Origin of the sequence: Neorhizobium lilium (assembly GCF_004053875.1) — a bacterium.
In the GTDB taxonomy this organism is placed as follows: Bacteria; Pseudomonadota; Alphaproteobacteria; order Rhizobiales; family Rhizobiaceae; genus Neorhizobium; species Neorhizobium lilii.
On record NZ_SBIP01000004.1, the window covers coordinates 494,062 to 517,574 of the forward strand.

23 protein-coding genes are annotated in these 23,513 nt (G+C 61.1%); 13 read left to right on the plus strand and 10 right to left on the minus strand.

Annotation, left to right across the window (positions count from 1 at the left end; translation table 11 throughout):
- The first annotated feature begins 42 nt into the window (after positions 1-42).
- Both EPK99_RS19315 and EPK99_RS19320 read left to right on the plus strand, forming a co-directional pair.
- Positions 43-843: an AraC family transcriptional regulator gene (locus EPK99_RS19315; RefSeq protein WP_128445014.1), complete on the plus strand. Its 801-nt coding sequence runs from the start codon at positions 43-45 to the stop codon at positions 841-843.
- A gap of 149 nt (positions 844-992) precedes the next feature.
- On the plus strand, positions 993-2,348 hold the full coding sequence (locus tag EPK99_RS19320) for an esterase-like activity of phytase family protein (RefSeq protein ID WP_128444711.1): 1,356 nt from the start codon (positions 993-995) through the stop codon (positions 2,346-2,348).
- A gap of 80 nt (positions 2,349-2,428) precedes the next feature.
- Here EPK99_RS19320 and EPK99_RS19325 read toward each other — a convergent pair whose 3' ends face one another.
- From EPK99_RS19325 to EPK99_RS19345, 5 genes are all read right to left on the minus strand, one after another.
- Entirely contained in the window at positions 2,429-2,686 is a 258-nt protein-coding gene (locus EPK99_RS19325; protein WP_128444712.1) for a hypothetical protein, read from the minus strand.
- Positions 2,687-2,876: 190 nt separating this feature from the next.
- Positions 2,877-4,397, minus strand: coding sequence for an exopolyphosphatase (ppx, locus tag EPK99_RS19330; protein ID WP_128444713.1), 1,521 nt, complete (start codon positions 4,395-4,397; stop codon positions 2,877-2,879).
- 6 nt (positions 4,398-4,403) lie between these two features.
- Positions 4,404-6,587, minus strand: coding sequence for an RNA degradosome polyphosphate kinase (locus EPK99_RS19335; protein WP_425374226.1), 2,184 nt, complete (start codon positions 6,585-6,587; stop codon positions 4,404-4,406).
- Positions 6,588-6,673: 86 nt separating this feature from the next.
- Positions 6,674-7,372 carry a DnaA regulatory inactivator HdaA gene (hdaA, locus tag EPK99_RS19340; RefSeq protein ID WP_128444715.1) on the minus strand — a complete coding sequence of 233 codons (699 nt, stop codon included), beginning with the start codon at positions 7,370-7,372 and terminating at the stop codon, positions 6,674-6,676.
- 7 nt (positions 7,373-7,379) lie between these two features.
- Positions 7,380-8,540: an AI-2E family transporter gene (locus tag EPK99_RS19345; protein ID WP_128444716.1), complete on the minus strand. Its 1,161-nt coding sequence runs from the start codon at positions 8,538-8,540 to the stop codon at positions 7,380-7,382.
- A 188-nt stretch (positions 8,541-8,728) separates the two neighbouring features.
- Here EPK99_RS19345 and purM point away from each other — a divergent pair, with 188 nt between their 5' ends.
- The 4 genes from purM (at position 8,729) to EPK99_RS19365 (ending at position 11,156) form a co-directional block, all read left to right on the plus strand.
- Positions 8,729-9,802, plus strand: coding sequence for a phosphoribosylformylglycinamidine cyclo-ligase (gene purM / locus EPK99_RS19350; protein WP_128444717.1), 1,074 nt, complete (start codon positions 8,729-8,731; stop codon positions 9,800-9,802).
- Positions 9,796-10,467, plus strand: a complete 672-nt coding sequence (purN, locus tag EPK99_RS19355) for a phosphoribosylglycinamide formyltransferase (protein WP_128444718.1) — start codon at positions 9,796-9,798, stop codon at positions 10,465-10,467. The genes purM and purN overlap by 7 nt, the downstream gene beginning before the upstream one ends.
- Positions 10,468-10,532: 65 nt before the next feature.
- On the plus strand, positions 10,533-10,766 hold the full coding sequence (locus EPK99_RS19360) for a type II toxin-antitoxin system Phd/YefM family antitoxin (RefSeq protein WP_128444719.1): 234 nt from the start codon (positions 10,533-10,535) through the stop codon (positions 10,764-10,766).
- Positions 10,767-11,156: a type II toxin-antitoxin system VapC family toxin gene (locus EPK99_RS19365; protein WP_128444720.1), complete on the plus strand. Its 390-nt coding sequence runs from the start codon at positions 10,767-10,769 to the stop codon at positions 11,154-11,156.
- Positions 11,157-11,165: 9 nt separating this feature from the next.
- On the opposite strand, the gene EPK99_RS19370 is transcribed toward EPK99_RS19365, so the two are convergent.
- The 3 genes from EPK99_RS19370 to EPK99_RS19380 form a co-directional block, all read right to left on the minus strand.
- Complete coding sequence (locus EPK99_RS19370) at positions 11,166-12,335, minus strand: alpha-D-ribose 1-methylphosphonate 5-triphosphate diphosphatase (RefSeq protein WP_128444721.1); 1,170 nt, start codon at positions 12,333-12,335, stop codon at positions 11,166-11,168.
- 95 nt (positions 12,336-12,430) lie between these two features.
- On the minus strand, positions 12,431-13,024 hold the full coding sequence (locus EPK99_RS19375; protein ID WP_128444722.1) for an NUDIX domain-containing protein: 594 nt from the start codon (positions 13,022-13,024) through the stop codon (positions 12,431-12,433).
- Positions 13,021-15,159 carry a molybdopterin-containing oxidoreductase family protein gene (locus EPK99_RS19380; RefSeq protein ID WP_128444723.1) on the minus strand — a complete coding sequence of 713 codons (2,139 nt, stop codon included), beginning with the start codon at positions 15,157-15,159 and terminating at the stop codon, positions 13,021-13,023. The genes EPK99_RS19375 and EPK99_RS19380 overlap by 4 nt, the downstream gene beginning before the upstream one ends.
- A gap of 354 nt (positions 15,160-15,513) precedes the next feature.
- Between EPK99_RS19380 and EPK99_RS19385 the strand changes: the two genes are divergently transcribed.
- The 3 genes from EPK99_RS19385 to EPK99_RS19395 all read left to right on the plus strand — a co-directional run bounded on the left by EPK99_RS19385 (position 15,514) and on the right by EPK99_RS19395 (position 17,726).
- Positions 15,514-16,383: a 23S rRNA (adenine(2030)-N(6))-methyltransferase RlmJ gene (locus EPK99_RS19385; protein ID WP_128444724.1), complete on the plus strand. Its 870-nt coding sequence runs from the start codon at positions 15,514-15,516 to the stop codon at positions 16,381-16,383.
- A gap of 73 nt (positions 16,384-16,456) precedes the next feature.
- Positions 16,457-17,110: a ribonuclease T2 family protein gene (locus tag EPK99_RS19390; protein ID WP_128444725.1), complete on the plus strand. Its 654-nt coding sequence runs from the start codon at positions 16,457-16,459 to the stop codon at positions 17,108-17,110.
- Positions 17,111-17,129: 19 nt separating this feature from the next.
- The gene (locus EPK99_RS19395; protein WP_128444726.1) at positions 17,130-17,726 is read left to right on the plus strand and encodes a glutathione S-transferase; all 597 of its coding nucleotides are present in this window, start codon (positions 17,130-17,132) and stop codon (positions 17,724-17,726) included.
- A 74-nt stretch (positions 17,727-17,800) separates the two neighbouring features.
- Here the strand turns inward: EPK99_RS19395 and EPK99_RS19400 are convergent, their stop codons facing one another.
- A complete protein-coding gene (locus EPK99_RS19400) occupies positions 17,801-18,439 on the minus strand; it encodes an outer membrane protein (RefSeq protein WP_128444727.1) in 639 nt (212 codons plus the stop codon).
- 677 nt (positions 18,440-19,116) lie between these two features.
- Between EPK99_RS19400 and uvrC the strand changes: the two genes are divergently transcribed.
- From uvrC to EPK99_RS19420, 4 genes are all read left to right on the plus strand, one after another.
- A complete protein-coding gene (gene uvrC, locus EPK99_RS19405; RefSeq protein WP_128444728.1) occupies positions 19,117-21,159 on the plus strand; it encodes an excinuclease ABC subunit UvrC in 2,043 nt (680 codons plus the stop codon).
- A gap of 118 nt (positions 21,160-21,277) precedes the next feature.
- The gene (gene pgsA / locus EPK99_RS19410) at positions 21,278-21,868 is read left to right on the plus strand and encodes a CDP-diacylglycerol--glycerol-3-phosphate 3-phosphatidyltransferase (RefSeq protein WP_128444729.1); all 591 of its coding nucleotides are present in this window, start codon (positions 21,278-21,280) and stop codon (positions 21,866-21,868) included.
- Positions 21,865-22,119, plus strand: coding sequence for a molybdopterin converting factor subunit 1 (moaD, locus tag EPK99_RS19415; RefSeq protein WP_128444730.1), 255 nt, complete (start codon positions 21,865-21,867; stop codon positions 22,117-22,119). Before pgsA ends, moaD begins: the two co-directional genes overlap by 4 nt.
- Positions 22,120-22,124: 5 nt before the next feature.
- Positions 22,125-22,592 (plus strand): molybdenum cofactor biosynthesis protein MoaE, encoded by a 468-nt coding sequence (locus EPK99_RS19420; RefSeq protein WP_128444731.1) that lies wholly within the window; start codon positions 22,125-22,127, stop codon positions 22,590-22,592.
- A gap of 3 nt (positions 22,593-22,595) precedes the next feature.
- Here the strand turns inward: EPK99_RS19420 and EPK99_RS19425 are convergent, their stop codons facing one another.
- On the minus strand, positions 22,596-23,492 hold the full coding sequence (locus EPK99_RS19425) for a branched-chain amino acid ABC transporter permease (protein ID WP_128444732.1): 897 nt from the start codon (positions 23,490-23,492) through the stop codon (positions 22,596-22,598).
- Between the last annotated feature and the right edge of the window lie 21 nt (positions 23,493-23,513).

Here is a 23,513-nt window from a genome sequence, read left to right on the forward strand (position 1 = left end):
CTTGAACGTTCGTGCAAGGGTGCCGTGAAGCCGGATGGGATCCTGCATGCGCCGGCGGCAGGCAATATCGAACGGATCGAGGCCAACTTTCATGGGCATGGCTTCGAGCCGCACCGGCACGACACTTATGCGCTCGGGATTACGGTCTCCGGCGTACAGACTTTCCGCTATCGCGGCGCCGAACGCGCCAGCCTGCCCGGCAATGTGATCGTGCTGCACCCGGACGAGGTGCATGACGGTTCGGCTGGAACGGACGACGGCCTCACCTATCGCATGCTCTACCTTCCGCCGGAGCGCCTGACCGAGGCAGGCGGCGGCGCCAAGGGCTTGCCCTTCGTGCCGGATCCTATCGTGGCCGACCACAGGTTCCGGCTCTGTCTTGCGGAAGCGCTCGATGACCTCGACACACAGCCAGAAGCCCTGATGCTGGACGATCTCATCCTGCGGCTGGGTGCAGCGTTGCGGCGGAACTCCGACGACTTAACAGGCCAAGCAGCACACCAGACTGGCAGCAGCATCGATCGAGCCGCGATGCTGCGGTGCCGGGACTATCTGCGGGAGCATTGCGACCGGCCCGTATCGTCGGAGGAACTTGAAGCCGTGAGCGGCCTCGACCGCTATCAGACGGCGCGCCAGTTCCGTCGCCTGTTCGGCACCAGCCCGCACCGCTATCTCGTTATGCGCCGGCTGGACCGCGCCAAGGCGGCGCTGACCGAGGACGTTGGCCTTGCGCAGGCCGCGCTTGATTCGGGCTTCGCCGACCAGGCCCATTTCACCCGCCATTTCAAGAAGACCTTCGGCATGACGCCCGGGCGATGGACGGCGCTCAGACGAAGCGTCTGAAACCTTCGCTCCCTGGCAAGCCAATGATCCTTTTTGAAAAATCGCCCTGGATCAAGCTTCATCCAAAGTTCAAATAGCCATCATCTCCCCGTCATGCGGACAACCTATGGGGTTCAGCATCTTTCGACACGCCAACCAACGGGTGATTCATGACCAGACTTCTTGCTTCCGTGGCGCTTGCCGCGCTTTTCGCCGCGCCTGCCTTCGCCGACGACCAGGTTTTCCCCGCCAAGCTTGCCGGTCAGGCCATCCTGCCTGCCAATACGCTTGCGGCGGCACCGGCCGATGCGCCGGACTTTCTGAAGACGTCCGGCAAGTTCACGACGCCCGACCGCAAGCGTACCGAAAAGCTCGGCACCGTCGACGGCAAGGACGGAGCACGGGTTACCGACATCAAGCTTCCGCTCGCTGGCCAGCCGGTCCAGGGGTTCTCGGGTATCAAGACCATGACGGACGGCACATTCTGGACCCTGACGGACAACGGTTTCGGCTCCAAAGCCACTTCCAGCGACGCCATGCTGTTCCTGCATCAGGTCAAGTTCGACTGGGCCAGCAACAAGGTGGAGATCGTCAAGAACCTCTTCCTGTCCGACCCTAACAAGGTCGCCCCGTTCCCGATCGTCATGGAAGGCAGCAATACGCGCTACCTCACCGGCTCCGATTTCGACATCGAGTCCATCCAGCCGGTTGCCGACGGCTTCTGGATCGGCGACGAATTCGGTCCCTACCTCATCAAGGTGAACGCGCAGGGCCAGCTGACCGACGTGTTTTCGACCACTATCGACGGCAAGCCGGTGATGTCGCCCGACAATCCGCTGATTCAGCTCCCCGGCAATCCTACCCTCAAGAACCCGGGCTTCAACTTGAAGCGTTCGGGCGGCTTTGAAGGGCTCGCCATGTCCAAGGACGGCAACAAGCTCTACGCGCTTCTGGAAGGCCCGCTCTACAAGGACGACGGCCAGGTCGAGAGCGTCGATGGGCACACCGCCATCCGCATCGCCGAGTTCGACGTTGCAGGCAAAAAGTGGACCGGCCGCACCTGGCTCTATCCGTTTGCCGACAAGGGCGCCTCGATCGGCGATTTCAACATGCTGGACGAAACGACTGCTCTCGTCATCGAGCGCGACAACGGCGCCGGCACCAAGGACAGGGCCTGCGCCGACCCCAAGCAGCCGAAGCCTGACTGCTTCGAAGCCCCGGCGGAACTGAAGCGTGTCTACAAGATCGAATTCAACGACGCCAATGCCGGCAAGACCGTTCGCAAGATCGGCTATATCGACCTGCTGAACATCCAGGACCCGGACAACAAGAAGAAGGCCGGCTCCAAGGACGGTGTCTACGACATGCCCTTCGTAACGATCGAAAACGTCGATCGCGTGGATGCGACGCATCTCATCATCGGCAACGACAACAACCTGCCTTTCTCGGCCGGCCGTGCTGTCGACAAGGCAGACAATAACGAATTCAGCCTGATCGAAGCGGCAGAATTCCTGAACGCCAAGTAAGACTTTAGAGCGTTTCAAGGCTAAATACGGAAAAGCCCCGGACTGTGCCGGGGCTTTTTTATCCAATCAGACAGCTGCGGTTATCGGTCGCCAGGGATCTGCACCATATGGCGCTCCACCAGTTTCAGGCTGCGGTCCGGCTGAATGATGTAGGTTTCCCGGTAATCCTCGCCATTATAGTAAAACTGGTTCTGGACGGGGCTTCCAACGGGAGCCTTCTGCAGCCTCGTATGCGGCTGGCCCCGATAGGTGATGCTGCCGGGGATAGGTTCGATCGCAAACGCAGAATGCGCGCCGGCAAGGGCAGCCAGCACGGCGACCGCAAAGACCTTTTTCATGATGATGTTCCTTTGGGATTTTGCTGCCGGGCTGTGCGTCCGGCGTATCCTTTAAGTGGATATCCCGTATCCGATCTACAATCGGCAGATGGTGACTGCAGCGTTTCGTATCCGTGAACAATGGACGGAGCCGGTCTGCGGCACCCCATGCACAGATGTCGCGCCTGCCCCCTTTTCGATATGCTGCAGCTTATTCGAATGTGAAGGCGAGCCGCCGCCCGGTCAGCTTTGCAAGTTGCTGGAGCCGTCCGTCCAGACGTTCGCCTGCGAAATCGCGATAGGCATGCGGCACGACGAATTCGAGGTCGAGATCCGGCTGCGAGGCGGCGCGGAAGGCGAGATGATTGACGATGCCGGGCATGGAGGCGGAGAAGAGATAGACCACGCGCAACAGCCCGCCAAGGAGCTTTGCCAACTCGAGCAGACGCGGCGTGACAATGGCGACCAAGGCATCCGTTGCCCCGTCGTCGTTCAGGCCCTCGAAGCGGTAGTAATTTGCAAGGCCCAGATAGGCGCGACCCGGATGGGTGATGCCGACGAAAGACGAATGGGCAATGACGTTGAGTGCCTGGGCACCGCGATAGTCGGGATGAGCGCGCCAGCTTATATCGGCAAGCAGGCAGGCTGCCCGGCGGTAACGGCTTTCCTCCTCGGTCTCGTCGATACCGAAGAAGGGAACCATGCGGCCCGTCCATTCGGCCAATTCCCTCGCATGCTTGGGGGAGCGGGCGCGAAGGATCGCTAACTGGTCGGCGGCAACCACGAGCGGGTCGCTGTCACGTTGCTCGTCAGGCAGCAGCGAGTAGAGATAGCCTTCGCGCACGCCCTGCGCCGAAAAGACCACCTTGGCGGGCTTCATGACCGTCAGCACTTCCTGCAGCGCGACCGCGCCAAAAGGCAAAAGTGCGCGGCGGCTCTTGGATACAGCCTGCCAGGCAGGGTCCTTGCTGTCCTTGGCGGCGATCACGTCTTCAAGGAACCGCTGCAGCTCGGCAGTCGGCAGCTCGTAGCCCTGCAACATGTGCAGCGGGTATTTGGTGATCTCCATGTGCAGCTTGGCGATGTTACGCCAGGTGCCGCCCACGGCATAGAAGGTGCGCCCTTCCCCTTTTTCGAGGAAGCGGGCGGTGTTCACCTGCTTGCGGGCAAAGGTGCGGGCTTTGGGAAGCGAGTTGCCCGACGATTCCGACAGGCGCAAGCCTCCGAGAGGAAGCGTGATGCCGCGTCCGAATTCCTTGCCGCGAATGTCGATCAGTTCCAGCGATCCTCCACCCAGATCGCCTGCAATTCCATCCACATCGTGAAAGCCGCTGATGACGCCAAGTGCCGAATATCGCGCCTCGTCCTCGCCAGACAAGACCTGGATCGGCTGGCCGAGGATTTCTTCCGCCTGGCGAACAAAGTCCGGCCCATTGGAAGCCTCGCGGGCGGCGGCCGTCGCCAGCACATACACCTCATCGGCACGAGCTTGAGTCGACAGCGCGCGGAAGCGCCTCAATGCCGCAAGCGCCCGCTGCACAGCCTCTTCGTCCATACGCCCGCTCGAGCCCAGTCCCTTGCCGAGACCGCACAGGACCTTCTCGTTGAACAGGATTGTCGGAGCGCGCGACATGCCTTCATAAATGACGACGCGGACGGAGTTCGAACCGATGTCGATGACGGAGACAGGGGCAATTCCCGGAAGGCGCCCCTGGGCTTCAGATCGTACCATGCTGTTCTATTTCTTGCGTCCGGACATGACGCCGGCGATCAGTTTCGGGGCGCTGGACTTCAGGGCTTCGCCGCGGCCGGACAGGCTCGGATTGGTCATGAAGTAGTGCTGCGCGTTGAACGGTTCTTCGCCTTTGCGCACCTCCATGCGCCGTGACGTGCCGTCGGCCAATATCTCGTAGCTCTGCTGATTGTCAATCAGATTGCCCAGCATGATCTGGGAGAGAACCTGCTCGTGCACAGTCGGGTTCATCAGCGGCACCAGGGTTTCCACGCGCCGGTCGAGATTGCGCGGCATCATGTCGGCCGAGCCGATATAGACCAGCGCCTTGTCGGACGGCAGTCCGTAACCATTGCCGAAGCAGAAGATGCGGCTGTGCTCCAGGAAGCGGCCGACGATCGATTTGACCCGGATATTGTCCGAAAGTCCCGCAACCTGCGGCCTGAGGCAGCATATGCCGCGCACGACCAGATCGATTTCCACCCCTGCCCGGCTAGCGCGGTACAGCGCATCGATGATCTCCGGATCGACCAGCGAATTCATCTTCATCCAGATGGCCGCCGGCTTGCCGTTCTGTGCGTGGCAGATCTCTTCCTCGATATGGCGCAGAATGCGCGGACGTAGCGTATAGGGCGAGACGGCAAGCTTCATGCTCTCCGTCGGCTCCCCGTAGCCGGTTATGAAGTTGAAGATGTTCGCCATGTCGTGGGCGATCTTCGGATTGCAGGTAAAGAAGGACAGGTCCGTATAGATCTTGGCTGTCACCGGATGATAGTTACCGGTGCCGAGATGGCAGTAGGTCCGCAGCTTGCCTTCCTCGCGACGCACCACCATGGACATCTTGGCATGCGTCTTCAGCTCGATGAAGCCGAACACGACCTGCACGCCGGCGCGCTCCAGATCACGCGCCCAGCGGATATTGGCCTCCTCGTCGAAGCGGGCCTTGAGCTCCACGAGGGCCGTCACCGACTTGCCCATATCGGCAGCATCGATCAGCGCCCGCACGATCGGGCTGTCATTGGAGGTCCGGTAGAGTGTCTGCTTGATCGCGATCACATCCGGGTCACGCGCCGCCTGAAGGAGGAACTGGACCACAACATCGAAAGACTCATACGGGTGATGGACCACCATGTCCTTTTCGCGGATGGCGGCGAGGCAATCTCCTGCGTGTTCGCGGACGCGTTCTGGAAATCGCGCATTGTAGCTTTCGAAGCGCAGATCGTTGCGCGGCGCCTTGGTGATCTCCGACAGCGTATTGAGCGCCAGAAGTCCCGGCAGAACCGCCACGCGGTTATCCGGCACGCCGAGCTCATGCACCACGAACTGGCGCAGGGAGGCCGGCATTTCCGAATCGGTCTCGATGCGGATGACCTTGCCACGGCGGCGACGCTTCAAAGCCGTCTCGAAGAAGCGCACCAGATCTTCGGCCTCTTCCTCCACTTCGATGTCGCTGTCTCGGATGAGGCGGAAGGTTCCCGCGCCCTTCACCTCGTAGCCCGGGAACAGGCGGTCCGTGAACATGCTCACCACATCTTCGAGCGTGATGTAGCGGATCGTCGTTCCCTCATCGGGGATGCGGATGAAGCGGTCCAGCGTCGTCGGCAGACGCAGAAGGCCGGTCATCGGCTCCTTGCCATGCTTGCTGTTCAGCTGCAGGCCCATGGAGAAGCCGAGGTTGGGAATGAAGGGAAAAGGATGGGCCGGATCGATGGCAAGCGGGGTGAGGACCGGGAAAAGTTCCGCCTCGAAAGCCCCGGCAAGCCAGTTGCGATCTTCGGGGGAAAGAGCGGCCGGGCGAACGATCAGAATGTCTTCCTGCGCAAGATACTGCTGCAGGACGGCAAGCGAGGCCTGCTGCTCCATTTGCAGGTTGACGATCTCCTGGAGAATGAAATCGAGCTGCTCGGCCGGTGTCTTGCCGTCGGGGCTGCGGATGACGATGCCCTGGCGCACCTGGCCCTCGAGACCGGCCACGCGCACCATGAAGAATTCATCGAGATTAGTCGCGGAGATCGACAGGAAGCGCAGACGCTCCAGAAGCGGATGGGCGGTGTTGAGCGTTTCCTCAAGAACGCGGCGATTGAACTGAAGCCAAGAAAACTCACGGTTGATGAATCGATCCGGGCTTGCCAGCAAATCATCGGCACTGCCGGACGTCACCGGCTCCGGCTGCTGCGTTTCCGTCGTCATCGTGTCCATTTCATCTATCCCTGCGTGTATAGCGTGACCCTAAGCCATTGGCGCGGAAACACAAGTTCCTGACGGAACTGTCATAGTCAATCGCCGGTTCCAGAATTTCCGACGTCGCTCAGAACCTCGGCCGCCAGAGCCCGGGTGATGCGCGTTCCGCGCCCCAGGGCGAGCCGGTCCAGTCTCTCGACGATCGTTTGCGCCGCACCGAGCGACCGCTCCATGCGGTTCACGATGTAGAGAACAAGTTTGTCGTCGATATAAAGCTGACGGTCCGAGAACAGCTTGACGATGACCTGTGCCAGCAGATCCTCGTCCGGCTCGCCGATCTCCACCACGGTCGCCGCCTTCAGGCGCGACTTGAGATCGGGCAGCGCGACCGGCCAGGATATAGGCCACATCCGCGAGGTCATCAGCAGCGTGTGGCCGTTCTGGCGCACGCTGTTGATCACATGGAAGAGCTCCGTCTCATCGAAGCCGCGACGCTCGGCATCCTCGAACAGAACAGGTCCTGCCGCGGCCGTGACGGACGCATCCGAACCCTGCAGCGGATGAATCTCGGTGGCGCCCGACCGCTCGCGCCAGATATGCGCCAGATGCGATTTGCCCGATCCCACCGGGCCGGCCAGGATCACCACAGGGGACGGCCATGACGGCCAGTCGTCCACAACCGACACCGCAGCCGCCAGGCGTTCGGAGACCAGCAGGTCGTCCCGGCTCCTGGCCGGATCATGGGCAAATTGCAGCGGCAATTGCTCGACCCTGCTTCGCTCGCGTTCCGTCATTGGGCCATCAATCTTTCCGCGGCGCGATCTGCGAGGCCTTGCCATGCTCCAGCACGGGCGCATTGGGTTCTTCCCATGGCAGATCGACCGAACGTCCGTAATAGATGTCGCTATCAAGATATCGCGACAGGGCGTAGCGGACAAGCACGCCAACGACCGCCGCCGCCGGCACTGCAATCAGCAGACCGACGAAACCGAACATGGCGCCGAAGGCGAACAGCGCGAACATCAGCCAGACCGGATGAAGTCCGACGCTCTGGCCGACAAGCTTCGGCTGCAGAATGTTCCCCTCGAAGAACTGGCCAGAGAAGAAGATGCAGGCGACTGCGATGATCCAGCCATAGTCAGGCCAGAACTGCACGAAGGCTATGCCGACGGCCAGCACGAGCCCGAATGTGGAGCCGATATAGGGAATGAAGCTGACCATGCCGCTGACGAAGCCGATCAGCAGGCCGAAATTGAGGCCTACCAGCGAAAGCCCAACTGCGTAATAGATACCGAGGATGAGGCAGAGCGAGCCCTGACCGCGGATGAAGCCCGCCACCGACTGATCCATCTGGTGAGCAAGCTCACGGACCATGACTACCTGGTCACGCGGGATCCAGCTATCGACCTTTGCCACCATCCTGTCCCAGTCGAGCAGCAGATAGAAGGCGACGACGGGCGTGACGATCAGCAGCGAGACGACATCGACGATCGCCTTGCCGGAGTTCCAGATCTGCGCGAACAGCGTGCCGATAAAGCCGGCCCCTTGCCCCAAGACCTCCGTGAAGTTCTGCTTGAGCGTCTCGATCTGGTCGGTGATCCAGCTTGGCAGGAAAGAGGTCTGCGGACTCGACAGTATCCGCTGCAGGTCCGAAATATAGCCTGGAAGCGCTGCCGCAAACTGCGCAAACTGGTTGACGATGATCGGGATGACCAGCATCAGTGACAGTGCGAAGACGAGCACGAAGCAGACCAGGATGACGACAGTCGCCATGGTGCGACTCAAGCCACGGCGCTCCAACCAATCCGCAACCGGGTCCAGGAAATAGGCAAGCGCCATGCCCGCCACGAAGGGCAGGAGAATGGTCCGGAAGAACCAGAGAAACAGGACGAAGAAGAGCAGCACGCCCGTCCAGAACAGGATATGGCGTTTCAGGCTGGCGCCGCTGACTTGATAGGGCATGTCCGATCCTCTTGTTTCTCGGCGTGGAGGCATATGAGCGGCGAGGGCTCAGAGGTCAAGTTCGATGCCATTGCGCTGAAGCGGTCCTTGTGAAAACCTTTCAAAAGCCGCCGCAACGCTTGCATATCCCGGCAGGCCGTGCAATGGCGGCAGCTTGTTGTTTCCATTGATCCCACTGGAGGTGGAGGATGAGCGAGCCGGGCAAAAACGGTCTCACCTATAGCGATGCCGGCGTCGATATCGATGCGGGCAACCTCATGGTGGAGAAGATCAAGCCGGCGGTTCGATCTACCCGCCGTCCCGGTGCCGATGGCGAAATCGGCGGGTTCGGCGGACTGTTCGACCTGAAGGCGGCCGGTTTTACCGATCCCATTCTCGTGGCCGCCAATGACGGCGTCGGCACCAAGCTGAAGATCGCCATAGATGCCGGGCTTCACGACACGGTCGGTATCGATCTTGTCGCCATGTGCGTCAACGATCTGGTCGTCCAGGGCGCCGAGCCTCTGCTCTTCCTCGACTATTTCGCCACCGGCAAGCTCGACCCGGACCAGGGTGCGGCTATCGTGCAGGGCATCGCTGCCGGCTGCCGGGATGCCGGCTGTGCGCTGATCGGCGGCGAGACGGCCGAAATGCCCGGCATGTATTCCGACGGCGATTACGACCTTGCCGGCTTTGCCGTGGGCGCCGCAGAACGCGGCCAGCTGCTGCCGGTGGGCGATATTGCCAGCGGCGACGTCATTCTGGGTCTCACCTCTTCCGGCGTGCATTCGAACGGCTTCTCGCTGGTGCGCAAGATCGTGGCCTTGTCCGGCCTCGCCTGGGACGCACCTGCGCCCTTCTTCGATGGCAAGACGCTGGGCCAAGCCCTGCTGACGCCGACGCGCATCTATGTGAAGCCGCTGCTGAAGGCGATCCGCAGCACCGGAGCACTCAAGGCACTGGCCCATATTACCGGCGGCGGGTTTCCGGAAAACATTCCGCGCGTACTGCCGAAGACCCTCGCGGCCGAGATCGACCTCGACGCCATTCCCGTTCCGTCGGTCTTTTCATGGCTTGCCAGGACCGGCGGCGTCGAGCCAAAGGAAATGCTGCGCACCTTCAACTGCGGCATCGGCATGATCATCGTGGTGTCGCCCGAAAACGCGCAACTCGTCAGCGATACCCTGACTGCCGAAGGTGAGATCGTCGTGCCGCTTGGCCGCATGATCGACAGGGCAGAAGGGGGCACCGGCGTCGCCTACAAGGGCACGCTCGCATTATGAGTTCCGGCCCGGCTCCGGCGCGCAAGCGGGTTGCCGTGTTCATCTCCGGCGGCGGCTCCAACATGATCTCGCTGGCAGATGCCTGCGCCGCGTCTGACTTCCCTGCCGAGATTTCAGCGGTGATCTCAGACAAACCCTCCGCCGGAGGTCTCGCCAAGGCGACAGCTCGCGGCATCCCGACCTACGCCTTCGAGCGCAAGGATTTCGCTTCCAAGGCGGAGCACGAAGCTGCCATCCTCATGGCGCTGGATGATATCAAGCCCGACATCATCTGCCTCGCCGGCTATATGCGGCTGATTTCCGGCGCGTTCATCAGCCGCTATGAAGGCCGGATGCTGAATATCCACCCTTCCCTGTTGCCGCTGTTTCCCGGTCTCCACACGCACCAGCGCGCGCTCGATTCCGGCATGAGGCTCGCCGGCTGCACCGTTCACTTCGTCACCGAAGGCATGGACGAAGGCCCGATCGTGGCGCAGGGCGTTGTCCCGGTTCTGACCGGCGATACTGCGGAGATCCTTGCCGGCCGCGTACTGACGGTCGAGCACAAGCTCTATCCGCTGGCGCTCAAGCTTTTGGCTGAAGGCAAAGTGAAGATGGAAAATGGCAGGGCTGTGCACGAGACGGCGACGGCACCTCTCGATGCAGGGATGCTGATCTCCGCCTGAGGCCGATCCTTGACCGACTGCCGCGTGCGCGTCATCATGCGCCCTCGCATCCATGGAGCATGACCATGACGATTACCGTCAATATCGGCGACGCGGACTTGTCCGAATTGCTTGCAAAGGTCGAGGCCGGCGAGGAAATCATCCTCGTCCGCGATGGCGTGTCGGTGGCAAGAATTGCTGCTGTGACAAAGCCTGCCAGTTCGAAAGAACTGATTGAAACCATATTTCGCGAGCGTTCGGGCCGGCAGCCGGTGACGCAGGCTGAAATCGCAGAATGGAAGCAGATCGGGCGGCGTTGAATGGCTTTTGTCATTGATGCGTCGGTTGCGCTTGTATGGTTTCTTCCAGACGAGGAAAGCACGGTTGCGGACGCGGTGCTGCTGCGTTGCGACGCCGAACTTGCTCTCGTTCCCGATCTTTTCTGGCACGAGATGCGAAATGTTCTGATGATGGCCTGCAGGCGGCAAAGACTATCATTTGCTGAGGTACACCGTTCCATGATGCGGCTCAGTCAGTTGAAGATCGATACTGTTTCCACCTTCAACTCATCCTTGATCCTGGACCTTGCAGAAAGGCACCGCCTTACCGCTTACCTCGCACTGGCCATCGAAAGGCAAGTGCCGCTGGCCACGCTGGACAGGCGCCTGATGACGGCCGCCGTGAATGAGCGTGTTGTCCTTATCGCCTGATTGCTTGCCTCAAGCAGCAGCCGCTCGAAGCGAATGGAGCGTGCCGTCGCTGTAGACGAACTGGCCGCTTCGGAAAGTGGCTCGAATACGGTGCACGTCGCCTTTCTCGACCACGACAAGATCAGCGCGCTGTCCGACAGCAATGGCGCCGCGATCATTCAGGCCGGCCGCCCGCGCCGCATTGGCAGTCGCCATGGCGACCGCTGCGGCCAAGCCACCCTCACTCACTTCGGCGAGCTTGAATATGCCCGGCACGAACGCGGCAGGATGATAATCCGCCGCAATCACGGTCAGCAATCCCGCCTTCGCTGCATCGAGTGCGCTCAGATTGCCCGACATGGACTGGCCGCGCAGCGCGTTCGGCGCGCCCATCAATGTCCACAGACCCCGACGGCGGGCTTCTTCGGCGGCCGGTGCCGTCACCGGGAATTCGCTGATCGTGACACCGAGATCGAACATCTCAGCCACTTTTTCCGCGCTGTCATCGTCATGGGAGGCGAGCGACAGGCCATGCTTGCGCGTCAGGGCGACGATTTCCTTCAATCTGGCATCGATATCGGGATTGTCGCGCATGGCGATCCGCTTGCGCACGATCTCGGCTGCCATCTCCTCGGAAATGGCGCGGCGCTCGGAAATGCTGGCGATATAGGCGGCAACATTGTTGTACTGGCCCTGACCCGGCGTGTGGTCGGTCAGCGAAACCATGTCGATTTCACCTGCTTCCAGCAGTCGCTCCAGCGCCGGTGCTGCACCGATATTGGTGATCTCGTAGCGGGCATGTACGCGGTGATCGACGAGCAGATTGTCGCGCAACCTGTTGATGCCTTCGATGACGGCGGAGGTCGTTTCCAGGGAGCGGACATGGCCATAAACGCTCTCGGTGGCGAAGGAGACGGCGGCATAGGCGGTCGTCACGCCGGCGGCTGCCAGTTTCTTGTCGAGTTCGTGGATGCCGAAATCGATCGGCATCTGGGCATTGGGGCGCGGCGCGATCTCGCGCTCGATCATGTCGCCATGCAGATCTACGAAGCCCGGCATCAGCAGCCGCCCTCCGCCGTCCATGGCCGCATTCGCCACAGGCTCATCGCGGATTTCGGCGATCTCGCCAGCCTCGATCCGCACCGATCCGTTCTCGACTACCTCGTCCGGCAAAACCAGGGTGAAATTGCTGAGCCACATGGCCGTCTCCGTCCGCTTGAGGTGTTTTACGAGGGGCAGCGATTATGCTTCCATCGTGACAGTCCTATGACGCCCAGCCGTAGCCGTGGCAAAGGTTAGCCCGCCAAGCTATTGCGATTGATCACCGCCCATTGCAGGAGCATGATCGTCTTGCCATCGCAGATCTCGCCCCTCTCGATCATTGCAAGTGCGTCGTCCAGCGGCACGTCAAGCACTTCGATATCCTCATGCTCTTCGGCCAGCCCGCCGCCCTGTTCCATCCGGTCGCTGAGATCGATCGGCGCATAGAAGAAGTGCACGATCTCGGTGATCGCGCCGGGCGACATGAAGGCCTTGAACAGGAGCCGGACGTCCCGCAGGCGGTAGCCGGTTTCCTCCATGGCTTCCCGGCGGATGGCTTCCTCCGGGTGATCTTCGTCCAGCATACCTGCCGGCACTTCCACCATCCAGGCTGGGTTGCCGGTGAGATAGGCTGGCAGTCGGAACTGCTTCACCAGCACGACATTGCCGCGCCCGGCGTCGTAAAGCAGGATAGCTGCCGCCTCGCCCCGGTGGTAGATTTCCCGGTGCAGGCGGTGAACGTTGCCCTGCTGGTCGGCGTAATCCAGTTCGTAACCGGAAAGCCGCGTCCAACCCTCCGACAGGGTTTCTTGCCTGACGATCTTTACCCGGCCGTTCGTATCCGTCATGCCATGTCCTTGCGCAGCCAAACCTTGTTGTCGTGGAAAGCCGCGCCGCCATAGGGCGCAACCGCGTCGGCGCCGGTCAGCACGTTGATGCCTTCGCCGTCCAGATGCTTGCTGTTCGGCCACAAACCTTCGGCGATCAGCACGCCCGGACGCGCACCCGAAACCAGCTTCGCATGAAGGCGAATCTCGCCGCGCGCATTGCCAAGCCGCACGACGTCGCCATCGAGGATGCCCAGACGGGCGGCATCGGAGGGGTCGATCATTACGTTCGGGCGCCCCTCCCGCTCGTAGGAGCCCTTGGTTTCACTGAAGGACGAGTTGAGGAAGCTGCGCGCAGGCGAGGTCGCGAGCCGGAACGGATGTTCCGCGTCGGCCAGCTCGATCACATCCACCTGATCCGGGAAGACCGGAAGCTGTGCGTAGGGACCCTGCGGCCCGACATTCTTCGGCGGCTTGTCCGGCGACGGGCCGTTTACCCAATCCGGGCTGAAGCGGAATTTGCCATCCGGATAGCCGAAGCCCTTGAGATAGTGAGCCGTCTCGAAATCAGGCTGCGCGTCGATCCAGCGATCGCGTTTCAGGTCCTCGTAGGAGCCCCAGCCACTCGCCTGCAGGATCGTCTCGATATGCTGTCGCTCGTCGCGGCCGAAGCCCTGGAAGTGATCGACACCAAGGCGCTTTGCCAGTTCCTCGATGACGAAGAGGTTGGTGCGAACGGTCGCCGGCGGCTCCACCAGTTTCGGCCCGAGCAGGATGTGCTGGTGTCCGCCACCGCGATAGAGATCGTCGTGTTCAAGGAACATGGTGGCCGGCAGCACGATATCGGCGACCTGCGCCGTATCCGTCATGAACTGCTCGTGGACGGCCACGAACAGGTCTTCGCGCATGAAACCCTGGCGAACGAGGCGCTGTTCGGGCGCAACGTTCATCGGGTTGGTATTCTGGATCAGAAGCGCCGTCACCGGGCCGCCGTGGCGCAGGGCCTCCGCATCGCTGGTCAGCACGCGACCAATCTGCGACTGGTCGAGCTGGCGGATGTCCGGATCGGCATAGGCCGCACCCATGAGTTCCGACTTGTTCAGCCGGTAGATCTCGCCATTGTTGTGGAAGGCGCCGCCGCCCTCATATTGCCAGGAACCAAGCACGGTCGCGACCGACAGCGCTGCGTGCATGGCGGCGGTGCCGTTGCGCTGGCGGGCAAAGCCGTATCCGAGGCGGAAGAAGGTCTTTTTCGTCGTGCCGACAAGCCTTGAGAAATCCTCGATCTCTGCGACGGACAAGCCCGTGATGGCGGAGGCCCATTCCGGCGTCTTCGTTCTCAGATGCGCTTCGAGCCCCGCCGGATCATCGGCATAAGCATCCATATAAGCCCGGTCGGCATAACCGTCGCGGAAGGCCACGTGCATGACCGCGCAGGCAAGTGCGGCATCCGTGCCGGGCTTCAGCACCAGCGCCAGATCCGCCTGCTTCATGGTCGGGTTGTCGTAGATATCGATGACGACGATTTTGGCGCCGCGCTCCTTGCGGGCCTTTATCGCGTGGGTCATGACGTTGACCTGGGTGGAGACCGCATTCGTGCCCCAGATCACCACGCAGTCGGACTTCGCCATTTCGCGCGGATCGGGACCGCGCAGGGCACCCGTGCCCATGACATAGCCGGTCCAGGCCATGTTGGTACAGATCGTACCGAAGAAGCCGGAATATTTCTTGGCGTGGCGCAGCCGCTCGATCGAGTCGCGCTGTACCTGCCCCATGGTGCCCGCGTAGAAATATGGCCAGACCGCCTCCGAGCCATGCCGCGCCTCGGCCTTTACGAAGGCGTCTGCAATCTCGTCCAGCGCTGCTTCCCAGGAAATCTCCTGCCAGGAGCCGCCGCCTTTGGGGCCGATCCTACGCTTTGGGACCATCAGCCGGTCGGGATGGTAGATCCGCTCACTATAGCGGGCCACCTTGGCGCAGATAACCTCTGCCGTGTATGTGTTGTCCGCAGACCCGCGCACTCGGCCGATGCGGCCGTCGGACGTCAGATCGACATCCAGCGCGCAGGCGGAGGGACAGTCGTGGGGACAGACCGTGTGGCCAATGGAATTGTGCCCAAGCGTCGACTGGGCGGTGATTTTGGTCGCAACGTTCATGGCTTTTCTATAGGACAAGCGGAGCCCGGCCAAAAGCGGCATTTGCAGCGCATCAATTTAATTCATCCGGGCCATAGAGCCTTTCAGGATTAAATGGAAACAGTGCTGTTGGCTCAGGCGGGAGCAGATGCGAGGAGAGCGGCGCGTGTCGTAGCCATAGCATACGGCCAAGCCGCTCGACAAAGCGGATGCCCCGCCTTGAGCCAACCCGAAGGGCGGCATGATTTTCCGCCATTATCTTCGGCTTTCGTCTCGGACGTACCTAAGGTATGCCCGTCGCCGAAAGCCTCGATTCTGACGGAAAATCCCGGCCGCAGAATGGTTCCATTTAACCCTGAAAGGCTCCAGAGGCACATGAACTACCGGCACATCTATCATGCAGGCAATTTTGCCGACGTTCTCAAGCATGCGGTTCTCGCGCGGCTGATCCGCTATGCGCAGAACAAGGACAAGGCCTTCCGGGTGCTCGACACCCATGCCGGGATCGGGCTTTACGACTTGTCTTCCGAAGAAGCGCAGAAGACCGGCGAATGGCGCGACGGGATCGGCCGGCTGATCGAGGCTGAACTGCCGGCGCCGGTGGCGGAACTGCTGGCGCCTTATCTCGATGCGGTTCGCGAGCTGAACCCGAATGGCGGCGTGAGGCTCTACCCCGGATCGCCTAAGCTCGCCCGCATGCTGTTTCGCCCGCAGGACCGCCTGTCGGCCATGGAACTGCATCCGGACGACTATAACCGGCTGCACCGGCTGTTCGAGGGCGACTACCAGGTCCGCGCCACTGAGCTTGACGGCTGGCTTGCGCTTGGCGCTCACCTGCCGCCGAAGGAAAAGCGCGGCATCGTGCTGGTCGATCCTCCCTTCGAGGCGGAGGGGGAATATAGCAGGCTCGTCACGGGCTTCGCCACCGCCTATCGCAGGTTTCCCGGCGGCACCTACTGCCTTTGGTATCCAATCAAGAAGAACGCGCCGATCAAGGCCTTCCATGAAGAGCTGCAGGCGCTGCAGATCCCCAAAATGCTGTGCGCCGAGCTATCGGTGAAAAGCGACCGGGACGAGACCGGTCTTTCCGGCTCGGGCCTCGTCATCGTCAACCCGCCTTTCACGCTCAAGGCCGAGCTGCATACGCTTCTGCCTGTGCTGAAGACGATCATGACGCAAGACCGCTTTGCCTCGCACCGCGCCTTCTGGCTGACGGGAGAAAGCGTGCCGGACGAAACGGATTAGGACAGGCAGCCTTGCCATCTTGACCGGTTCCGGCTTCCCGACCATGGTGCCCGCGCATCGGAGGGGTAGAGCGATGAAACAGTTTCTGACGGCAGTGATTCTGGCATGCCTTGCAACCTCGGCATCGGCGCAGGAGCGCCGCCAGCCACAGCAGCCGGGCGTATTCGATTTCTACGTGCTCGCTTTGTCCTGGTCGCCGAGCTTCTGCAGCAGCCAGCAGGCTGGCAAGAACGATCAGCAATGTGGTGTGAAGAAGGATTTCGGCTTCATCGTCCACGGTCTCTGGCCTCAGAATGAAAAGGGCTATCCTGTATTCTGCACGACGAAGGAAGAGAAGCGGGTCCCGACAGAGCTGGGGCGGCCGCTGTTCGACATCATGCCCTCCATGGGCCTGATCGGCAATGAATGGCGCAAGCACGGCACCTGCACCGGCCTCAACCAGCAAGACTATTTCGCACTGGTGAGGAAGGCCTACCAGAAGGTCCGCATTCCGCAGGACTTCGCCCATAGCAAGGGTGTGCTGACGATTTCACCGGACCAGATCGAAGACAAGTTCGTCGCCGCCAATGCCGGCCTCAGCCGCACCGGCATGTCGACAAGCTGCAAGGGTCGCCAGTTTGCCGAAGTGCGCATCTGCCTGACCAAGGATTTGCAGTTCCGGGAATGCGCCGAAGTGGATGAGGACAGCTGCTCGGCCGAACAGGTCACCTTGCCGCCTGTGCGGTGAGACACTGAAGGATGACGTAATGAAACTGCTCTATTCTCCCGCCTCCCCCTATTCCGCAAAGGTGCGGATGGCAGCGCGCCACCTCGGCATCGAGATTGCCGAGGTGAAGACCGACACCAATGCGGAGCCGCCCGAGTTGCTGGACAGCAATCCGCTCGGCAAGATCCCTGTGCTGATTCGAAAAAGTGAGCCTGCGATCTACGACAGCGTCGCGATCATGCACTATCTCGACCGGCTGTCGGGCGGAAAGCTCTATCCGAAAAGCCAGGACAAACGGACTCAGGCGGAAGTGCTTGAAGCGCTGTGCGACGGTATCACGGATTGCCTTTTGGCGATCGTCTACGAGCGCCGCACGCGACCTGAGGACAAGATCCACCAGCCCTGGATCGACAAGCAGTGGGACAAAGTCGTGCGCGGTCTCGACTATCTGGAAAAGAACTTGCCGAAGACGGGCAAGAAGCTGCATGGCGGGCATTTCGCGCTTGCAGCAACCATCGGCTATCTCGACCTGCGCTTCAACGGACAATGGGCGGAGGGCCGGCCCGAACTGGCCTCCTGGCCGGATGTCTTCGGCAAGCGGTTCAGCCATTACGCAACGATGAAATCCGCTGCCTAACCCTAACCTTCTACTTCACAAACGAAAAAAGCCCGAACCGAGGTCCGGGCTTTTTTCATGAAGGCTTGGCAGCCTTAGAACTTCACGCCGATACCAACTTTGACGCTGTGATCGTCGAAGCCCTTCGAAACCGAACCGGAGTCGAGGCTGTAGCTGTCCTTGCCGAAATCGGTATAGCGATATTCGACACGGGCCGTGATGTTGCTGGTGACGAAGGCTTCTGCACCAACGCCGACGGTGTAGCCAACGGCAGTCTTGCTGTCGGAGGAGGTCGCGTCGGACAGCTTGTTATCCTGAGCAGCGATACCTGCAGTACCATAGATCAGGAAGGGGTTCATGTCGTAGCCGATGCGGCCGCGGACGGAGCCGTTCCACTTGGCCTTGGCATCATAGCCTTCGATCGTGTCGTTGCTGGTGCCGTTGTAGCCGACGTCCGCTTCGATACCATAAACGATCTGGCCAGACTGCCAGTTGTAGCCGGTGAAGGCGCCACCACCGAGGTTGCCGTCACGGTCGCCATAGCCACCGAACCGACCCCAATCATAGGCACCATAACCACCGAGGTAGAAGCCCTGCCAGTTAGAGACCGGAGCTGCTTCTTCAACAGCGGTCGGTGCTTCCGGGATCTGGCTTACGGCATCAGCGGCGTTGGCCGCGGAAAGCGCGATAAGGCTGGTAGCCGAGGCCATCAGAGTTGCGACGAGAATACGCATACAATTTTCTCCTTTTACTGCTGTGCCGGGAAAGACGTCGTGACAATCGCTTGACGACGGCTTTGTTCCCTGCCCGCTGAGGATGAATTTGGATGCCAATTGAGGAATTGGAAGAGCCGAATTGTGAATTGATTGTGGCACTCAGACGGCTAAAATTCGATGTTGCTATGCGGCAACATGTATATCATTAACCCTAACAAAACTTAAATTCATGTATAGTTCGGCTAATCTTCCTTACATACTCATTAAACCGGAAGCACATACTCGTCAAGATGACTTGGCTGTGTGGCCGCAGCCGCGGCCACTTGGGATCAGGCACTTTCGTCACAAGCATAGATCAAGCATCTCTTTGGAGGGATAGGCTGCTCTCCAAGCAAACTCCGAACTGACGCTGCTTGCAGGTGGGATTTAGAGCCCCGAGGGATCAAATTTTTGCCTGATTTGGTCCCGGTATCCTCGGCTGTGCCATGTCCTGTCGTTTGTAAAAAGCAGATCAAGGAGGCCCTGCCCTCGTCGGGAAGCTTTCAAACCCTGCCCAAAATCACTATCTCTGCTGCCTCGAATATCGCGAGGATTCGCGAAAAAAATGCTTGGGCTCTGTGCCGAGCTCCAATATTTGGAGCCGCGACTGGAAGTCTTCTCGTTTTGAGCTTCCTGCCCGCGGCGGAGACGATGGAATGAACGCAGCAAAGCTGCCCGATGGCGGCATTCTCTATGACGAACTGGACGAGGATGACGATGAAGCCGTCGTTGTCGGCGAACTCGTCGTAGGTCCATCTGCCGCGATCGAGTGGAATGAGGCCCTCAGGAACGAGAGCGGCCTCAAGGGCGCCGACCTGATTGCGGAGTTCGTCAAGCACCTTCCCAATGCGCCGGGCGTCTACCGCATGTTCAACGAGGCGGGCGACGTCATGTATGTGGGCAAGGCGCGCAGTCTGAAGAAGCGCGTCGGCAATTATGCGCAAGGCCGGGTTCATTCCAACCGTCTGGCGAAAATGGTGCGGGAAACCGCGCATATGGAATTCGTCACGACGCGGACGGAGACCGAGGCGCTTCTGCTTGAGGCCAACCTCATCAAGCGCCTGCGGCCGCGCTACAACGTGCTGCTGCGCGACGACAAGTCGTTTCCCTATATCATGATCACCGGCGACCACCGGGCACCGGCGATCTTCAAGCATCGGGGAGCCCGGGCTCGCAAGGGCGCCTATTTCGGCCCCTTCGCCTCGGCCAGTGCGGTTGGTCGCACGATCAACTCGCTGCAGCGCGCCTTCCTGCTGCGCACCTGCACCGACAGCGTATTCGAAAGCCGCACCCGCCCCTGCCTGCTCTATCAGATCAAGCGCTGTTCGGGGCCGTGCACCCATGAGATCAGCGACGAAGGCTATGCGGGACTGGTGCAGGAAGCGCAGGATTTCCTGTCCGGCAAGAGCCAGACCGTCAAGGCCACCATTGCCGGACAGATGGCGGAGGCTTCCGAGGATCTCGATTTCGAGCGCGCGGCAATCTATCGCGACCGGCTTTCCGCGCTTTCTCACGTCCAGAGCCATCAGGGCATCAATCCGGCCGGCGTTGAGGAGGCAGACGTCTTCGCCATCCAGCATGAGGGGGGCTTGTCCTGCATCCAGGTGTTCTTCTTCCGCACCGGCCAGAACTGGGGCAACCGCGCCTATTTCCCGAAGGCTGACCCGCAACTGACAGGAGCCGAGGTTCTCAACGCGTTCCTCGCGCAGTTTTATGACGACAAGCCCATTCCGAAGCAGATCCTGCTGTCGGAAGTGGTGGAGGAGCAGGAGCTTCTCTCCATGGCCTTCTGCGAAAAGGCCGGTCACAAGGTGACGATTAGCGTGCCGCAGCGGGGCGAGAAGAAGGATCTGGTCGATCACGTGCTGGCCAATGCGCGCGAGGCGCATGGCCGCAAGCTTGCCGAGACCGCGTCGCAGGGGCGGCTGCTGCAGGGCCTGGCACACACCTTCTCCCTGCCCTACGTGCCGCGCCGCATCGAGATCTACGACAACTCCCACATCATGGGCACGAATGCCGTGGGCGGCATGGTTGTTGCCGGGCCTGAAGGCTATGTGAAGAACCAGTACCGCAAGTTCAACATCAAATCGACGGACATCACCCCCGGCGACGACTTCGGCATGATGCGTGAAGTGATGACGCGCCGCTTCTCGCGCCTCATCAAGGAGGAGGGCCTGCCTGACCGCGGCGCTCTTGCCGTGACCTCGGTCGAGGATGCCAATGACGCGGCCTTCCCCGCCTGGCCGGACGTCATCCTGATCGACGGCGGCCAGGGCCAGATGACCGCCGTGCGCGCCATTCTGGACGAACTTGGCATCCGCCATCTCGTCACCGCCATCGGCGTCGCCAAGGGCGTCGATCGTGAAGCTGGACGCGAGCGGTTCTTCGTCGAAGGCAGGAGCGACTTCTCGCTGCCGCCGCGCGATCCGGTTCTCTATTTCATCCAGCGCATGCGCGACGAAGCCCACCGCTTCGCCATCGGCTCTCACCGGGCGCGGCGCAAGAAGGAAATGATCAAGAACCCGCTGGACGAGATCTCCGGCATTGGCCCGGGGCGCAAGCGCAAGCTTCTGCAATATTTTGGAACCGCCAAGGCCGTTTCCCGGGCGGGCCTTACCGACCTCATGGCGGTGGAAGGCATCTCGGAAGCGGTTGCGAAACAGGTCTACAATCATTTCCACGAGAACCGTGCCTCGTGACGCCGCATCCGCCATACTGTCGCAAAAAAGGCGAGCGACGATGTTGACGCAGGCCCTTCGAGGTTGACGCAAGCCTTCCGAGGGCTCAACTAGGTTCAAACGCAAGCATAGGTCCGCCATGGCTTCCCGCGCATACAATATTCCCAATCTCTTGACCTATGCACGCATCCTGGCTGTGCCGCTGATCGTCGGCTGCTTCTTCATCGAAGGCCGGCTGGAGAGTTCCGACTTCGCCCGCTGGACCTCTTTCTGGATTTTCGCCGTCGCCTCGATCACCGATTATCTTGACGGTTATCTGGCACGTATCTGGAACCAGACGTCCAATATCGGGCGGATGCTCGACCCGATCGCCGATAAGCTGCTGGTCGCCGCCGTGCTGCTGTTGCTTGCTGCTGATCAGACGATAGCGGACTGGTCCGTCTGGGCCGGCATCACCATTCTGTGCCGCGAAATCCTGGTTTCGGGCCTGCGGGAATATCTCGCGGGTCTGAAGGTTTCGGTGCCGGTAACGCGGATTGCCAAGTGGAAGACGACGATCCAGATGGTCGCCATCGCCTTCCTGCTTGCGGGGCCGGCCGGCGACAAGGTGCTGCCGCACACGACCGACATCGGGATCGCGCTCCTGTGGATCGCGGCCATCCTCACCTTCTATACCGGCTACGATTATTTCCGCGCTGGCCTCAAGCATCTTGTGGACGACGAGTCATGACCAAGCTCGTCTATTTCGCCTGGGTGCGGGAGCGGATCGGCAAGCCGGAGGAAGAGCTGGAAATCCCGCCGAACGTGGTGACGGTGCGCGATCTCTTGAACCATCTGAAGACGCTCGGCGAAGAATATGAGAACGCCCTGCAATATCCGGAAGTGATCCGCGTCGCCCTCAATCAGGAGCATGTCGAGCATTCGGAAGCCATCGCCGGCGCCCGCGAGATCGGCCTCTTTCCACCGATGACCGGCGGGTGACCGGGATGCCGGAGGCAGTCATCTCGACCATCCGCGTTCAGACGGAGGATTTCGAGCTTCAGGCGGAAGTTGCCGCACTCACTGCCGGGCGGCACGATATCGGCGCAGTCGTCAGCTTCTCCGGCCTCTGCCGCGACGAACAGGGCGCGCTTTCGGCGCTGGAACTGGAGCATTATCCGGGCATGGCGGAAGCCGAGATGCGCCGCATCGGCGGTATCGCAGTGGAACGCTTCTCGCTTCTCGGACTGACCGCCATCCATCGCTACGGCAAGATCCTGCCCGGTGAGAACATCGTGCTGGTGATTGCCGCGGCTCCCCACCGGCAGGCTGCTTTCGACGGTGCGAACTTCGTGATGGATTTCCTGAAGACGTCCGCGCCCTTCTGGAAGAAGGAGCACGCCGTCGACGGCACGGAGGGGGGCTGGGTTTCCGCCAAGGACGCCGACGGTGAGGCGCAGGACAAATGGCGGTAGCGACTATGGCACCGCCCTTTCCTGCCGGCTGAGAACCAGGACAATGACGAGGACGGAGAAGGTGACGAAGTCCCGCCACAGGATAGGGCCGTAGCCGCTCCACAGGGTTTCGCCAAGCGCAAAGACAGCCGCGCCTCCAGCAGAGCGCAACGGATGCGACTGCCCGCCGGCCGCCGCGATCAGCACGACCTTCAGCCCGAACAGCAGGCCTGCCCCGAAGTCCATCGTGCCGTAATAAGAGGTGGCGAGAACCCCTGCAATCGAGGCGTAAAGTGCGGCTGCGCCATATGCGAGCACGAAAATCAGCGAGGCATTGGCACCGACCAGTTCGGCGGCCAGCGGATCGTCCGCTACTGCGCGCCAGGCGCGTCCCCAGCGCGTGCCGGACAGGACAAGCTGACCTGCCGCGATCGCAGTGCAGATCGCCATGACGTTGAGAAGTTGGATCAGGGTCACCGTCACGGGAAAATGGCCATCTGGCCACAGCATCAGCGGGTCATTGAGGAAGGGCGGAAGCCAGAGCTCCCGCGTCTGCGCCGCCAGCCGCGCACCTTCCATCAGCACCATCAGCACGCCGAGCGAGGCAACGATCAGCGCATTGTGCGAGACTCTTGCAAGCGGCAACATGATGAGCCGCCCGACGGCCAGCCCAGTTCCTGCGCCGCCGACCAATCCCGCAATTGCGCCGAGCGCGAGCGCGGCCGGCAGCACGAGCCATAGCCGGTCCCAGCCGAAATGAGCAGACAACAGGTAGATATGGCCGGCAAAGGCGAAGATCGCACCATAGGTGATGTCCGCCCTCTTCGTGACGGCAAAAGCAATGGCGTAACCAAAGGCCAGCACTGCATAGAGCGCCGCCAGGGGCACTGCGTTGACCAGTTGCTGCAGAAGATAGAGCATCGCCGCCTCCTTCAGCCATTT

What these genes read in the sequence shown, in the direction of transcription:
- EPK99_RS19395 (WP_128444726.1), top strand. Translation starts at nt 17,130, where the DNA reads ATGAAACTGCTCTATTCTCCCGCCTCCCCCTATTCCGCAAAGGTGCGG.
- EPK99_RS19360 (WP_128444719.1), top strand. Translation starts at nt 10,533, where the DNA reads ATGACGATTACCGTCAATATCGGCGACGCGGACTTGTCCGAATTGCTT.
- EPK99_RS19375 (WP_128444722.1), bottom strand. Translation starts at nt 13,024, where the DNA reads ATGACGGATACGAACGGCCGGGTAAAGATCGTCAGGCAAGAAACCCTG.
- EPK99_RS19365 (WP_128444720.1), top strand. Translation starts at nt 10,767, where the DNA reads ATGGCTTTTGTCATTGATGCGTCGGTTGCGCTTGTATGGTTTCTTCCA.
- EPK99_RS19380 (WP_128444723.1), bottom strand. Translation starts at nt 15,159, where the DNA reads ATGAACGTTGCGACCAAAATCACCGCCCAGTCGACGCTTGGGCACAAT.
- EPK99_RS19370 (WP_128444721.1), bottom strand. Translation starts at nt 12,335, where the DNA reads ATGTGGCTCAGCAATTTCACCCTGGTTTTGCCGGACGAGGTAGTCGAG.
- EPK99_RS19345 (WP_128444716.1), bottom strand. Translation starts at nt 8,540, where the DNA reads ATGCCCTATCAAGTCAGCGGCGCCAGCCTGAAACGCCATATCCTGTTC.
- moaD (WP_128444730.1), top strand. Translation starts at nt 21,865, where the DNA reads ATGACCAAGCTCGTCTATTTCGCCTGGGTGCGGGAGCGGATCGGCAAG.
- EPK99_RS19400 (WP_128444727.1), bottom strand. Translation starts at nt 18,439, where the DNA reads ATGCGTATTCTCGTCGCAACTCTGATGGCCTCGGCTACCAGCCTTATC.
- purM (WP_128444717.1), top strand. Translation starts at nt 8,729, where the DNA reads ATGAGCGAGCCGGGCAAAAACGGTCTCACCTATAGCGATGCCGGCGTC.
- uvrC (WP_128444728.1), top strand. Translation starts at nt 19,117, where the DNA reads ATGAACGCAGCAAAGCTGCCCGATGGCGGCATTCTCTATGACGAACTG.
- EPK99_RS19425 (WP_128444732.1), bottom strand. Translation starts at nt 23,492, where the DNA reads ATGCTCTATCTTCTGCAGCAACTGGTCAACGCAGTGCCCCTGGCGGCG.
- EPK99_RS19335 (WP_425374226.1), bottom strand. Translation starts at nt 6,587, where the DNA reads ATGACGACGGAAACGCAGCAGCCGGAGCCGGTGACGTCCGGCAGTGCC.
- pgsA (WP_128444729.1), top strand. Translation starts at nt 21,278, where the DNA reads ATGGCTTCCCGCGCATACAATATTCCCAATCTCTTGACCTATGCACGC.
- EPK99_RS19390 (WP_128444725.1), top strand. Translation starts at nt 16,457, where the DNA reads ATGAAACAGTTTCTGACGGCAGTGATTCTGGCATGCCTTGCAACCTCG.
- hdaA (WP_128444715.1), bottom strand. Translation starts at nt 7,372, where the DNA reads ATGACGGAACGCGAGCGAAGCAGGGTCGAGCAATTGCCGCTGCAATTT.
- EPK99_RS19385 (WP_128444724.1), top strand. Translation starts at nt 15,514, where the DNA reads ATGAACTACCGGCACATCTATCATGCAGGCAATTTTGCCGACGTTCTC.
- EPK99_RS19420 (WP_128444731.1), top strand. Translation starts at nt 22,125, where the DNA reads ATGCCGGAGGCAGTCATCTCGACCATCCGCGTTCAGACGGAGGATTTC.
- EPK99_RS19320 (WP_128444711.1), top strand. Translation starts at nt 993, where the DNA reads ATGACCAGACTTCTTGCTTCCGTGGCGCTTGCCGCGCTTTTCGCCGCG.
- ppx (WP_128444713.1), bottom strand. Translation starts at nt 4,397, where the DNA reads ATGGTACGATCTGAAGCCCAGGGGCGCCTTCCGGGAATTGCCCCTGTC.
- EPK99_RS19325 (WP_128444712.1), bottom strand. Translation starts at nt 2,686, where the DNA reads ATGAAAAAGGTCTTTGCGGTCGCCGTGCTGGCTGCCCTTGCCGGCGCG.